This window comes from Shewanella chilikensis, assembly GCF_037953065.1.
Taxonomy (GTDB): Bacteria; Pseudomonadota; Gammaproteobacteria; order Enterobacterales; family Shewanellaceae; genus Shewanella; species Shewanella chilikensis.
This window is the reverse complement of sequence record NZ_CP149966.1, coordinates 3,365,854-3,378,547: the sequence shown is the minus strand read 5'-3', so window position 1 is coordinate 3,378,547 and position 12,694 is coordinate 3,365,854. Positions and strand designations below refer to the sequence as shown.

The window sequence follows — 12,694 nt, the reverse complement described above, 5'->3', positions numbered from 1 at the left end:
CCAGTTGGGACAATTGTTTATTTGTGGCAGCGAAACTTGCCAGCCAGATATTGGTAATCCGGCGCCGGAAAGGGAATAATGCTGGGCGCCAATAAAAAATAATTAGGATGGGTCATGGTTGAATTTATTGATGTTACTGACCAGGATGCAATTTTCAGTGAGGCAGACTGGGATGCATTACTGGTGGTCAGCGCCGATGTGACGGCGTGTCCAATCGAAGAGGTGGCTATGCTGGCCTCCCATGGGGCTCAAGTTGACAAACGGGTGGGCAAGAGCCCAACCCTGTTGTTTGCTCCCGGGCTTGCCGGTGGCCGTTTGATTATCGCCCCGGTCGCGCCGCTTGGCGATTATGACGATGTGCGCGCCTTCGCCAATGCCGCCCGTGCCGGTATCGCCATTGCCCGTGACGCCGGAGCCAAAAGGCCGCTGTTGTGGGTCGATAAGCCTGCATCCTTAGGCGATGAATACGCCAAGGCAGATATGGTTGCGGCGCTGGCAACGGCGCAGGAGTTATGGCAGCCATTGGAAGCCCGTGAGGCGGGTGCCGCCCTTGACAGCATAGAAGCCATAGGGGTGATGAACGGCGCCGATGCTGGCATGCTCAATGCCATTGAAGCCGGCCGCACCCTTGCCAGAGATCTTTGTGGCACTGAGCCCGAGCGCATGGGCGCCCCTGCCTTTGCCGATTACTGCCTCAACGCCTTCAAAGAATCAGGGCTGTCGCTACAGGTCGTGGAAGACAGAGACATTCTCGAGCGGGACTATCCCTTGCTGAGCGCTGTGGCGCGGGCCTCTTTTGCCGTGGCCAGACATCAGCCCAGAGTCGTTAAATTGGAGTACCGCGGCGAAGGTGACATCCAGCACAACTATTTCTTTGCCGGTAAGGGCGTGGTGTATGACACAGGCGGCGCCGATCTGAAAGTGGCCGGCGCCATGGCCGGTATGAGCCGCGACAAGGGCGGCGCGGCTGCCGTGGCCGGTTTGATGAAGACCTTGTCATTACTCAAGCCCAAAGGCATTCGTGTGGTGGCCGAACTGGGGCTGGTACGCAACAGTATAGGCAGCGAAGCCTTTGTCACGGACGAAATCATCACAGCCCATTCGGGTGTCAGGGTCAGGATCGGCAATACCGATGCCGAAGGGCGTTTGGTGCTGGCCGACTTGCTGTCTCATCTGCGTTTAAAGGCGCAGGGCAGTGCGGCGCCCGAGCTATTCTCTGTGGCAACCCTGACCGGCCATGTGGTGCGAGCCTATGGAGCTTACAGTGCGGTAGTGGCCAACGCCGTTGCCGAGCAACAGGCATTACCCAAGCGGTTGCAGGCCAGCGCCGAGCGTTACGGTGAAGGGCTGGAGCTGTCCCGTTTGCGTAAGGAAGATTTTGCCAAGGTGCGTGATGTTTCCGGTGCCTCTGAGCTACTTTCTTCCAATAATGCGCCCTCATCGGTTACCGCCAGAGGACACCAGTATCCGGCGGCCTTCCTGCTAAAGGCTTCCGGATTGGCACAACACGGGTTAAAAGACGTTCAGCCCATGGCCTATAGTCATCTGGATATTGCCGGCAGTGCCACTGAAGGCGATCCCCTCTATGGCAAACCTACGGCGGCGCCGCTGCTTGGGTTGTTTGCCTATATGACTGAGTAAGTCCTCAACGCCTCCCGGCCGACGCTGTCGGCCGGGTTATCCCTGCACTCTGTCCGTTGGCTTTTCTTTACTTGGCGACCGCTATGTTGGCATTACATGGCCCCGACATTTGCTGGATGTCATCTTACCTAAGTTCTCCATTGCAAACGGTTGGGTCAGATCTGATTTGAAGCCGTTTGAATTGTCATCCACTACGAGCACTGAAAACAACAGAAAACTTTCAGACGGATTTTTAGTCAATCCTGTAACCGGGTGATCTAACTCACTTTAACTGGTCTTACCTCTTTGGGATCACGCTTTTACCCCTGTGGGGAGACTAACATTTGGGCACTGACTGACAGTCAATTACAGCGTTAGATTTTACTTAATTGGAATTAGCTTAGTTTAATTTGTTTTTGATTTATTTGTTTAGAATCAAGTGGTAAGGCGTATTTTTTACTGTGTTTCGAGATGTGTTATTCGGTGCTTTGGGTAAATCTTGTGTAACTTTTATGTAATTACCTTACAGTTTTAGGTGTGTTTTAAATTTTTCGCCTTAATACTTGTAATAAAATTACAGGTAGCTATAATAGCTCTCGTTGGTTAGGCAAGCGCCTTCCACCTCTAGTCAATCCAGGATGGATAACTATCTCCAGGGAAATGAGTGACAAGTTGTCTCCACGGATATGAGAACCTCTAGTTCCAGGGAACCGAGCCAAGCTTCACTAGAGTATTTATTTCACAACTTTGTTAGGAGTATCGGCTATGTCTTACACAGGCAAAAACAACCTAGTTTATTGGAGCAACACCTGGTTTGATTGTCAGGTTTTGCGCGGCGGCATGTTCGCCATGAGTTTCAAGGGCTGACTACCCCTTTAAGTAGTTCCATCATCCATCAACCTTTGTTCACCACTTTGTGGTGTATTTAGACTCAAGTCGCAATAGAAGTTTTGCTTCTGTTGCCAGGTGTTACCCGCTAGCGCGGTAGACTCTTTCCCTTTTGGGTGCTTGATACATGTCTTGGCCTGCTCTTTGAGCAGGCTTTTTTTTGTTTGCGGCAAAATGTGAATAAATTGTGAGCTGGTGGGCATTTAATGGATACCACTGGCTGGCTAACTACTCTGGTGCTGGTCTGAGCAGAGCAAACTCCCTATAATCTGCCGCCGATGACCTCGTTAAAGAAGTGTCACAAACCTCCCTACACTCAAATTCAAGGAACCTGGTTCCATGTTGGAAAAACTGTTCAAGTTAAAACAAAACAAAACCTCTCTGAAGCAGGAAGCTGTGGCGGGTCTAACCACCTTTCTGACCATGGCTTACATCATCTTCGTTAACCCCGCTATGCTGGCCGATGCCGGTATGGATCAGGGCGCAGTCTTTGTGGCGACCTGTATCGCGGCGGCGATAGGTTGTCTGGTCATGGGACTTTTGGCCAACTATCCCATCGCCCTGGCGCCGGGAATGGGTCTCAACGCCTTTTTTACCTATACAGTTGTGGGTGAAATGGGTTACAGCTGGGAAACCGCGCTTGGCGCCGTATTCCTCTCCGGGATCTGCTTTATGATCCTCTCCTTGGTACGGATTCGGGAATGGGTGGTCAACTCTATTCCTATGTCGCTGCGCCTCGGTATTGCCGCTGGTATCGGCTTGTTTTTGGCGCTCATTGGCCTCAAGAGTGCCGGTATTGTGGTTGCCAATCCGGCAACTCTGGTGGGCATGGGTGATATCACTGCATTTCCGGCGTTGATGTCGGTATTGGGGTTCTTCCTGATCATCGCTTTTGTTCAGCGTGGATATAAGGCGGCGGTGATCCTCAGCATTCTGGCCATCACTCTGCTAGGGCTGGCCTTTGGTGATGTGCAATATACCGGCCTGGTATCCATGCCGCCCTCCATAGCGCCCACCTTTATGAAGATGGATCTCTCCGGCATGCTGGAGATCAGCATGATTTCCGTGGTGTTCGCCTTTTTATTTGTGGACTTGTTTGATACCTCCGGCACCTTGGTGGCTGTGGCGCAGCGTGGTGGTTTCCTGGATGACAAGGGCCGCCTGCCAAGGCTCAACCGTGCCCTGACCGCCGACAGCGCTGCCACTATTGCCGGGGCCATGCTGGGTACCTCGACCACCACAAGTTATGTCGAGAGTACCTCAGGCGTCAGTGCCGGTGGCCGTACCGGCTTGACCGCCGTCGTGGTCGGACTGCTATTTTTGGCCTCACTCTTTATCTCGCCGCTGGCCGGTATGGTGCCTGCCTATGCGACCGCGGGCACCCTCTTCTATGTGGCGATTCTGATGATGTCTGGCCTGGTGCATGTAGAGTGGGAAGATTTGACCGAAGCTGCCCCTGTGGTGGTGGTCTGTCTGCTGATGCCATTGACTTTCTCAATAGCCACGGGTATCGCCTTTGGCTTTATCGCCTATGCGGCGATTAAACTCCTCTGCGGCCGTTTTCGCGATCTCAATGCCGGGGTTGTGGCACTGGCGCTGCTGTTTATTCTCAAGTTTGCCTACGGTGGTTAAAAAAGCTAAAGCGCAAGCATCTGCTTTATGAACTGCATTTATTGAGGGTCATACTTTGTATGGCCCTTTTTGTATGAGATATCGCAATAAATAACGATTTTGTCCGCTTGAAAGCCGACTGCCGCTAGGAATCCTGCGGCGGATTGGGTATAAGATTTATCCCCGACTTTTTTAAGCAAATACAAGTGATGAACTTGAGTGACACACGCTACCGCCGGGTAGTGGTAAAACTGGGTACCAGTGTGCTTACCTCCGGCAGCAAGCGCCTGGACAAGGCCCATATGGTCGAGCTGGCCAGGCAGATGGCGACCCTGATGCGCGCCGGTATCGAAGTGGTTTTGTGTACCTCCGGCGCCATTGCCGCCGGGCGTGAGCATCTGATGTATCCGGAGTTGCCGGATACCATGGCCAACAAACAGTTGCTGGCGGCCGTGGGCCAGAGCCAGTTGATCCTGGCTTGGGCTCAATTATTCAGTATTTATGGTCTGCACGTGGGGCAGTTGCTGCTGACCCGGGCGGATCTCCATGATCGCGAGCGCTATCTCAACGCCAGAGATACCCTAAATGCGCTGCTGAAACAGAATATTATCCCCATCATCAATGAAAACGATGCCGTTGCCACCAATGAGATCAAGGTAGGGGACAACGACAACCTGTCCGCCCGCGCAGCGCTTTTGTGCGATGCCGACTTGCTGATCCTGCTGACAGACCAAAAAGGCTTGTTTGATGCCGATCCGCGCCACAATCCCAATGCTCATCTTATCAGCGAAGTGGCCAATATCGACGACAGCCTGCGGCAACTGGCCGGCGGCTCGGTTTCCGGATTGGGTACCGGCGGCATGGCAACCAAGCTGGAGGCGGCCGATATAGCTCGCCGCGCCGGTATCGAAGTGGTTATCGCCTCGGGTCATCATCCGGATGCCATCGAAAAAATCGCTGCCGGCGAGTCAGTGGGGACTCACTTCTGCGCCATCGAAACCCCACTGGAGAGCCGTAAACAGTGGATCCTTGCCGGGCCCAAGGCCAAGGGGAAACTGACCTTGGATGAAGGCGCGGTGCGGGCGGTAACCGAAAAGGGCCGCAGTCTGCTGTCCAAGGGGATTGTCGCCGTCGAGGGCGAGTTTGAACGCGGCGCCACGGTGCAACTGTTGGATCCCAAGGGCCGTAAACTGGCGCGGGGGATCTGTCGCTACAGCGCCGTGGCCCTCAAACGTATCGCGGGCCAGCATTCAGATAACATTGAATCCTTGCTCGGCTATGACTATGGTGATGCAATAGTGCACCGCAACGACATGGTGGTTTTATGACAGCTGAATATCTGCAACAATTGGGGCAAAGGGCCAAGGAAGCCAGTTTTGCCCTGGCCAATCTTTCCGGCACCGCCAAGCAGCAACTGCTGCATAATATCGTTGCCGCTCTCAAGGCCGATGAAGCGGCTATTCTCGCGGCTAATGAGCAGGATGTAGCCGCGGCCAAAGAGGCTGGTCTCAACGCGGCCATGATAGACAGGCTGCTGCTGGATAAGTCGCGCCTGGCCGGAGTGATAGCCGATATCGACAATGTGATTGCCCTTGCCGACCCCATTGGCCGCGAATATGACAGCCGGGTGCTGGATAACGGCTTGCGCCTGTGTCGGCGCGCCGTGCCACTGGGGGTGATAGGCGTTATCTATGAGGCCAGGCCCAATGTGACGGTGGATATTGCCGTGCTGGCCCTTAAAACCGGCAATGCGGTGATCCTCCGTGGCGGCAAGGAAACCCTGAAATCCAACCTGGCACTGGCCAAGGCCATTCGCCAGGGCGTTAAAGCCAGTGGTTTGCCGGAAGATGCGGTGCAGCTTATCGACAACCCTGATCGCACCCTGGTTACCGGCCTGCTCAAGCTGGATCAATATGTGGATATGATAGTACCCCGCGGCGGCGACAAGCTGCAGCGGCTCTGCGCCGAACAGGCGACTATCCCGGTTATTCTCGGCGGTATCGGTATCTGCCATCTCTATCTGGATAAGGCGGCCGATCTGGAGAAGGCTATTCCTGTCATTCTCAACGCCAAGGTGCAGCGCCCAACCGTATGTAACGCCCTGGATACTCTGTTGGTGCACAAGCAGATAGCCAAGGAGGCATTGCCCAAGGTGGTCAAGGCCTTAGTCGATGCCGGAGTTAAGCTGGTAGGTTGCCCCGAGACAGTGGCTATTCTTGGATCCGAGCAAGTGGCCGCCGCCAGCGAGGATAGCTTTGCTACCGAGTGGTTATCTCTCAATCTGGGGATCCGGGTAGTCGATGATATCCAGCAGGCCATAGGTCATATTCGCCGCTATTCCAGCGGTCACTCCGAGGCTATCCTCACGGATGATATCAACGCCGCTACCGAGTTTATGAATCAGGTGAACTCGGCGGCGGTTTACCTCAATGCCAGCACCCGTTTCACCGATGGCGGCCAGTTTGGCCTGGGCGCCGAGGTGGCTGTCAGTACTCAGAAACTGCATGCCAGAGGCCCCATGGGACTGGAAGCACTGACCACCTACAAGTGGTTGGGAGTCGGTGATTACACCGCCAGAAGTTAGTGTTTACTTCTTGTAAAAGGTATTCAGAGCATCGTATAACCCAAGCCCCGCAGTTGCGGGGCTTTTGCTTTGGCCGCTTACGATTCAGCTCTTAATCGCTGCAAAACTGCCGCGGCAGAGCTTGGCCAAGTCCTCTGCGGCAAGACAGATCTCCAGTCCGCGGCGACCGGCGCTGACATAGATGCTGTCAAACTCCTGGGCGCTGGCGTCTATCACTGTGGGTAACTGCTTTTTCTGCCCCAGAGGGCTAATGCCGCCCACCAGATAGCCGGATGAACGCTGCGCCAATTGCGGATTGGCCATCACCAACTTCTTGGCCTTAATCGCCTTGGCAACGCATTTCAAGCTGAGTTGATGATTTACCGGTACCAGGGCCACCGCCAGTGGCGGCGACTTTTCATCGCTGCTGACCAGCAGAGTCTTGAATACCCGGTTGGGATCCAGCCCAAGTGCACTGGCGGCCTCTTCCCCGTAGGAAGGGGCATTCTTGTCATGGTGATATTCGTGAACGGTAAAAGAGATCCCCGCCTTGGTGGCGAGATCGATTGCGGGTGTCACAAGTGTCTCCTTAGGTGATGGCGTGAGTAGCGTTAGTATCGCGTTTTAATCCGGATATCTGTTGCGCCAAAACCTGTCTAACTATCAAAATAGGTGTCATAGCATAAGCCTCAAGCCTTTCTGGGTCGAGACAGCGGGTCACTCTTTTAAGACTCAGTTTAAGAGCAAGACCACAAAGCGGTACAAAAGCTTAAGTATTAACTCAGACAATAGCTTAGAAAATAGCCAAGAAAAATAGCTTAGACTAGAGCCTAGACATGAGCTCAAACAACAGCCTAGATATCAGTGGCGATTCAATCTGAATTCGAGGCTAAGCAAAGGCTGGCAAAATCGATAGGCCAAGGAAGGGCTTTAAACATGAGTCAAGTCAAAATACAACGCCCGGCATCTGGCCGGGCATTTTGAAAGGCTATGGCGGCTCTACTTCTGCGTTGCGCGGTAGTGGTCGAAATTCTCGATATAGTCGTCCATAGAGCCTTCAAGCATCTCCTTGTAGCGCTCCATATAGTAATCCATCATCTCTTGCTTTTTCGACTGCATCTGCTCCTTGGTGGCAAAACCGGTAGAGCCGAACCAGGCATTGTAGCGAGCCAGGGCATACATGAAGGAGGCACTGACTTCACCGGTTTGGACCTCAGTATTCTGGTTCTGTTTGTTAGCCAAATCGATGAGTTCACTGGCACGCTGAAAAAACGCCTTATCTGTATCAGACATCTGAGATTCCTGTTTAAAGTCGAGAGCTTGCCTCTCGTTGTTAAGGTTAACTTACCCTAGAGTGTTTTGCTGCAAACTGCTGTAATCCGCTTCACATTCCTGATTGCTAAAGCTCAACAAGCATGAGTTGAATCGCAAAAGAGAGCGACTCTTTTCCGAAATAGCCAATCATTTCGGCGCCGACAGCTAAAGCAGTATTTTATCGTTTTTACTTAATTTCTCCCGATTGGCGATTGTTTCACTCATTCAATCTAGTTATTGTAGATACAATTCAACTTCTTATGTTAAGCCTTTGCTTAACTGCAGTGGATATGACACTCAGTGTAGTAGGCCATAATAGGGAATATTGGCCTGACACAGTTCCCGGGCCGTTCTCGGCGGTTTTGGGGTATCTTCAGGGACGAAGTCAGTTTCGTATCCGTGCGGTAGCTATGCCTACAGCAAAATGCTCCGCAAAAGCGCACCTGTTATGAATGATTTTAGCGTTAATCTGTTGAAAAAATTGAAAATATCAATAAATTCAGTTGGGTATAACTAATTGCTGGCCGATGATAGGTTTAGAGCCGCACATGCGTACTCTACAGCTGTTAGTGGGTTTGAGTTGGATCATGAGGTATTCTGAGCTTGTAGCTGATACCTAAGCAGTCTTGCTTGAATTAGCAGAGTTAACTGGTATCGCGTACGAAAAGCAGAATTTACGGCGTTTAATAAAGCGGCCCAACTTTTGCCCGGTGTTAACACGTCTTCGCCGAACTCAAAGGAAAAATGTATATCTAACCAATAGTTGAACACTAGATTTCGACCTGGGAATGCTCAATTACCAAACAATACTTGAGCGAAAAATAAGTTGTTTTTAGTGGGTTGCTAGATTTTTTGATGCCTTATTGGGAAAAGGAGTTTCTTGATGAATGAACTGGCCAATGAACTAGAAAGCAAAGGGTACAATATCAAGATTCAAGGGAATACGATAAAAATTCGCTTGGGGGGCCTAACCAATCCGGTATCGGTTACCTATGATTTGGCAAAAGACCAATATGATGTTGGTACTAGAGATTTACCTCTAGGTATCATCTACGCGTTTCTTTTTTCTATTTCTCTTTACGGAGCCTTAGTTTTCATCAGTTTTTTGCATGCTTTTATGATTGCAGTCTGTGCTTTTGGGTTTGTTTCTCTGATCATCACAGAATTGAGGGTAAGTCCATTGAGGTATTTTATAGCTCAAAAAAACGGGATGAAAAGCAAGGAAAAAACAAGTAAACCCAAGCTTAAAAACGTGGACAATGAATCCTAGGTAGAGGTTAGCACGACTGAAATAAGTTCGATTTCATCAAAGCTCTACAACTCAAGGCTCTCTTTCGATTTCAAAGAGCTTAAACCATATAGCGCTGCTTGGATGCAGACAGAAAGAAGATTAATTTTTCATTCTATAATGGATAGCTTGATTTTTGTTAAAGAGACCAAATGGTAGATTTCAGTATTTCACAAATAGGCGCACTGATCCTGCTCCGGAATTTTAAGCTTTCAAACTTGCTAGAGTCAAAAATAATGGGGGCACCATCAAAGGCTGATATCTGGCACTTGCGTTGCAGAAAAGAGGAGCTGCTAACGCTTCAGAAAGCATTGGCCGAAAAACTCAAGCAAAATGAACAAAAATCTTCTCTAGGCTTGGTTCTGGAAGAGATTGATGAAATATGCAAAAAACACAAAGAGCAAGGCTAGGGTGTATTGCTATTTCTGGGGTGAACCTCGCTACGATTAGTTGTTGTCGGTATTATGCATAGAGGACGGTATGGAATACGTAAACAAACCACCGGGAGTAAGTCGAGAATCGATTCGAGAGCTTGAAGGGGCTTTTGGTGTTAGCTTACCAAGTGAGTTTTATGATTGGTGGCAGACAAGTAATGGGGCGGACATCTTTTTTGGTTTTAAAGAGCTGCAATTTTTCTCAATCATAGAAATACTCGGTGAGGATATATACGAGTTAAAGAAGTATATGCCTAACTCAATACCTGTTTGCATGGATGGGAATGGTAATATTTGCGTGGCAAAAATTGAACAGCGAAAAATTTCTGGCTATTACATCGCTAATTGTGGCGATTTAGGTTGGGATGAGGCCAAATTTGTTGCCAAGTCTCTTGTTGAATTGATAAATGATCAAGTTTCGCCAGAGAGTAGGTTAAAAGTTTAAGAACTGGCTATGGCATTAAGTTTGAATTGCAACGCGTAATTTATTTTGTTCGGTAAAATTATTTGTTTGCATTATTTGGATGTTGTTTTTTGGAAGGGGAGTGATTGTGATATTGCCAAGTTATTATACGGAATGGCTCAATAGTATTGATACGGCTGAAGCGGTCTGTTACAGAGGAAGTGAGTTCTATTTATTTTCAGAGAGTGAGCTTGCAGATGAAATCACGATAGATAAAAATACAGTTAATACTTTTAATCAGCTTTATGCCTTTATCAAAACTCAATTGGAAGTTTCCGGTAGTTCTCCTTTAACCATTGATCAATGCAGCACTTGCATTACGATCGGAACTGACAATGGTAACCCGGTTTTTATCGACCTAATGCGTGATTCAGACTTGTTCTGCTATTACCTTGATGGTGGTTATATTGAAGCGAAAGGTGGTAATTTGCTTAGCTTAACCATGGAAGCGATAATTGATGATATATGAAGTTTAGAGATATTGGCTCTTTTGGTTGGTTTGGTCAGTTTAAGGTGTGGCAAGGGTTTCAGCGGTATTTAGCTATCCAGAATATGAAGTGATGTTATGGCTGAGTTATTCCTAATTTGTTGCTGTAATGGTTGGGCAATACAAAACAACCAAAATTACCAACTTTAAAGCCCCTAAGTCGGACGCCATATGTGCAGCTATTGCGACCTGTGTCAATGAGGGAAGTCTGACTTACATTTTGGGCTCACCACCGCGCTATCGTTTGCAAAGATGAGTAATACTTGGACATCATACATGCCGTAAAAATAATGTTTAAATGTAACTTCATAAATAAATTTTATAGTTATTAAAAATAATCAATGAGTTGGAACTCGACCAACTATCAAGGACGAAAATAATGAACAGACGTTTTATTTTTTCTGCATGCCTACTAACGCTCGCAAGTTGTGCAACTACTCCATCGGCAGATATTCAAGCTAAACGGGCGCAACTTGAGGCGACAACACCAGTTTGTATTGATGAAAAAGACTGCAAAGCTAAGTGGGAAGCCGCTCAGCTTTGGATTGTACGTAATGCTGGATTCAAGCTACAAATAGTCACCAACATCGCTGGTGGACTTTTCCGACATCATTAGCCGATCGTTTTCTGACATCGCTAAAGGAGTTTTTGGACACCTTTAGGATGAGTTTTCTTACTCTATAAAAAGGGCTACCTTTGCTTGGCAAGTTTGGCTGTTAGTTTCGCTATTCGCTTTTCGTAATCATCAGTCCACCCTTGCTGTAATGCATTCTTGGCCAGTTCAAGTGCACCTTTAAGATCGCCTTCTTTTTCAAGAATGATAGCAAGTTGTTTGTAACCTGTATGTGAAGGCAGAATTTGAGGTTCATCATAATAGGGATGAGTCATACCCGTTAATTTATGAAGCCGTTTTAATTCTTTCGGTTTTTCGGGATAACGAAATTTTTTGACTAATTTACTGGAAATAGATATCTGCAATAAGCAAAACTCTTTGGCCTTTTCATAATGAGCTTGGTCATTTCGCAAACGGTAATGATATTTAATTAAACCAGCTAGAGCTAAGTGAATATCTATGTAATTTCGCTTAGTCTGGCTAAGAGCCTCTTTTACCGCTTGCTCGGTTTTGTTCCAGATGATGTCTTTCGCGGCATCCTTTGCCACACACGCTAAGACGTCCAGTAGGCAGCACTTACCCGTTTCACCATAGGATTTGCCGATTGGCGAGTAGAGAAATGGTGTGCCTGAAGGGTAACCCATCGGCTGATAGTCTCTGGCTATCTGAGCGCGTTGTGCAGGCATTAACGCCGTGTTCCACCATTCCTTTAGGTCGTAATAGTCCAATATGTCCATACAGTCACTTGATTACTTTATTGAGCTTTGAGTGTTGATAGTCATATTTGTTGGCGCGTGGGTTTCTGCGAAGTTCACTACCACACCATTTCTAAGCAAAATATCAAGTGTGTGAGTCGTGAAGTCGGATGTGGTTTTCATGGTAAACGCTTGGGCAGATGCGCTGCCCTCTGTGTAACTGTAAATCCACTTTACGTCTGTTTCGTTGATGACAGCTTTTACTTGTGGCTGACCAAAGAGGTTAACTAAATCTGCTTCTGCCGTTTTGCCCTTTGCTATCTTTGCCACCTGCCCGGAACTGAAATTGGTTCCTACGTTCATGTTAGATGTGTAGGTGCAAGCCGATAGCGTTATTAACGCTGTAAATATCCCTATAATTTTCATGTTAGTCCTTAGATGTACAGTTTAGGAATTGCCACCACTTCAAAAGCGGTTACATGCATACTCTTTGACCGATACTTTATTGGGGAGGTTTGGGGAAGGCAACAAGATATTTTCTAATGCGAGTTTGAACGCTACAGCACCCAGCGCCACATAAACAACAAAGGCTTAGCTAAATTGAATTAGCTAAGCCTTCGAAAAAGTGGTGGCCCCTCCCAGACTCGAACTGGGGACCTAACGATTATGAGTCGTGTGCTCTAACCAACTGAGCTAAGGGGCCGGCTTAAGGCAATCG

General features: G+C 48.7%; 13 protein-coding genes and 1 tRNA gene. 9 read left to right on the top strand and 5 right to left on the bottom strand.

Annotation, left to right across the window (positions count from 1 at the left end; all coding sequences use genetic code 11):
• Positions 1-114 precede the first annotated feature (114 nt).
• The 4 genes from WKR14_RS15300 (at position 115) to WKR14_RS15285 (ending at position 6,703) form a co-directional block, all read left to right on the top strand.
• Positions 115-1,641, top strand: a complete 1,527-nt coding sequence (locus WKR14_RS15300) for a peptidase M17 (RefSeq protein WP_101056803.1) — start codon at positions 115-117, stop codon at positions 1,639-1,641.
• Between the two features lie 1,206 nt (positions 1,642-2,847).
• On the top strand, positions 2,848-4,140 hold the full coding sequence (locus WKR14_RS15295) for an NCS2 family permease (RefSeq protein ID WP_224866260.1): 1,293 nt from the start codon (positions 2,848-2,850) through the stop codon (positions 4,138-4,140).
• Between the two features lie 188 nt (positions 4,141-4,328).
• A complete protein-coding gene (proB, locus tag WKR14_RS15290) occupies positions 4,329-5,447 on the top strand; it encodes a glutamate 5-kinase (protein WP_339087756.1) in 1,119 nt (372 codons plus the stop codon).
• Complete coding sequence (locus tag WKR14_RS15285; RefSeq protein ID WP_339086749.1) at positions 5,444-6,703, top strand: glutamate-5-semialdehyde dehydrogenase; 1,260 nt, start codon at positions 5,444-5,446, stop codon at positions 6,701-6,703. Before proB ends, WKR14_RS15285 begins: the two co-directional genes overlap by 4 nt.
• Positions 6,704-6,787: 84 nt before the next feature.
• Here the strand turns inward: WKR14_RS15285 and ybaK are convergent, their stop codons facing one another.
• Positions 6,788-7,261 (bottom strand): Cys-tRNA(Pro) deacylase, encoded by a 474-nt coding sequence (gene ybaK / locus WKR14_RS15280; protein WP_028780679.1) that lies wholly within the window; start codon positions 7,259-7,261, stop codon positions 6,788-6,790.
• Positions 7,262-7,681: 420 nt separating this feature from the next.
• Positions 7,682-7,975, bottom strand: a complete 294-nt coding sequence (locus WKR14_RS15275) for a DUF3144 domain-containing protein (RefSeq protein ID WP_101056800.1) — start codon at positions 7,973-7,975, stop codon at positions 7,682-7,684.
• Between the two features lie 904 nt (positions 7,976-8,879).
• Here WKR14_RS15275 and WKR14_RS15270 point away from each other — a divergent pair.
• The 5 genes from WKR14_RS15270 (at position 8,880) to WKR14_RS15250 (ending at position 11,284) form a co-directional block, all read left to right on the top strand.
• Positions 8,880-9,266, top strand: coding sequence for a hypothetical protein (locus WKR14_RS15270; RefSeq protein ID WP_339086747.1), 387 nt, complete (start codon positions 8,880-8,882; stop codon positions 9,264-9,266).
• Between the two features lie 170 nt (positions 9,267-9,436).
• On the top strand, positions 9,437-9,694 hold the full coding sequence (locus WKR14_RS15265; RefSeq protein WP_248952460.1) for a hypothetical protein: 258 nt from the start codon (positions 9,437-9,439) through the stop codon (positions 9,692-9,694).
• Between the two features lie 70 nt (positions 9,695-9,764).
• Positions 9,765-10,163, top strand: coding sequence for an SMI1/KNR4 family protein (locus WKR14_RS15260; RefSeq protein WP_339086744.1), 399 nt, complete (start codon positions 9,765-9,767; stop codon positions 10,161-10,163).
• A 100-nt stretch (positions 10,164-10,263) separates the two neighbouring features.
• Positions 10,264-10,650 carry a hypothetical protein gene (locus WKR14_RS15255; protein WP_339086742.1) on the top strand — a complete coding sequence of 129 codons (387 nt, stop codon included), beginning with the start codon at positions 10,264-10,266 and terminating at the stop codon, positions 10,648-10,650.
• A 397-nt stretch (positions 10,651-11,047) separates the two neighbouring features.
• On the top strand, positions 11,048-11,284 hold the full coding sequence (locus tag WKR14_RS15250) for a hypothetical protein (protein ID WP_286996972.1): 237 nt from the start codon (positions 11,048-11,050) through the stop codon (positions 11,282-11,284).
• Between the two features lie 74 nt (positions 11,285-11,358).
• Here WKR14_RS15250 and WKR14_RS15245 read toward each other — a convergent pair whose 3' ends face one another.
• From WKR14_RS15245 to WKR14_RS15235, 3 genes are all read right to left on the bottom strand, one after another.
• Positions 11,359-12,018: a hypothetical protein gene (locus tag WKR14_RS15245; RefSeq protein WP_039036190.1), complete on the bottom strand. Its 660-nt coding sequence runs from the start codon at positions 12,016-12,018 to the stop codon at positions 11,359-11,361.
• A gap of 12 nt (positions 12,019-12,030) precedes the next feature.
• A complete protein-coding gene (locus tag WKR14_RS15240) occupies positions 12,031-12,402 on the bottom strand; it encodes a hypothetical protein (RefSeq protein ID WP_286996968.1) in 372 nt (123 codons plus the stop codon).
• A 200-nt stretch (positions 12,403-12,602) separates the two neighbouring features.
• Positions 12,603-12,679 (bottom strand) — tRNA-Ile (locus WKR14_RS15235).
• Between the last annotated feature and the right edge of the window lie 15 nt (positions 12,680-12,694).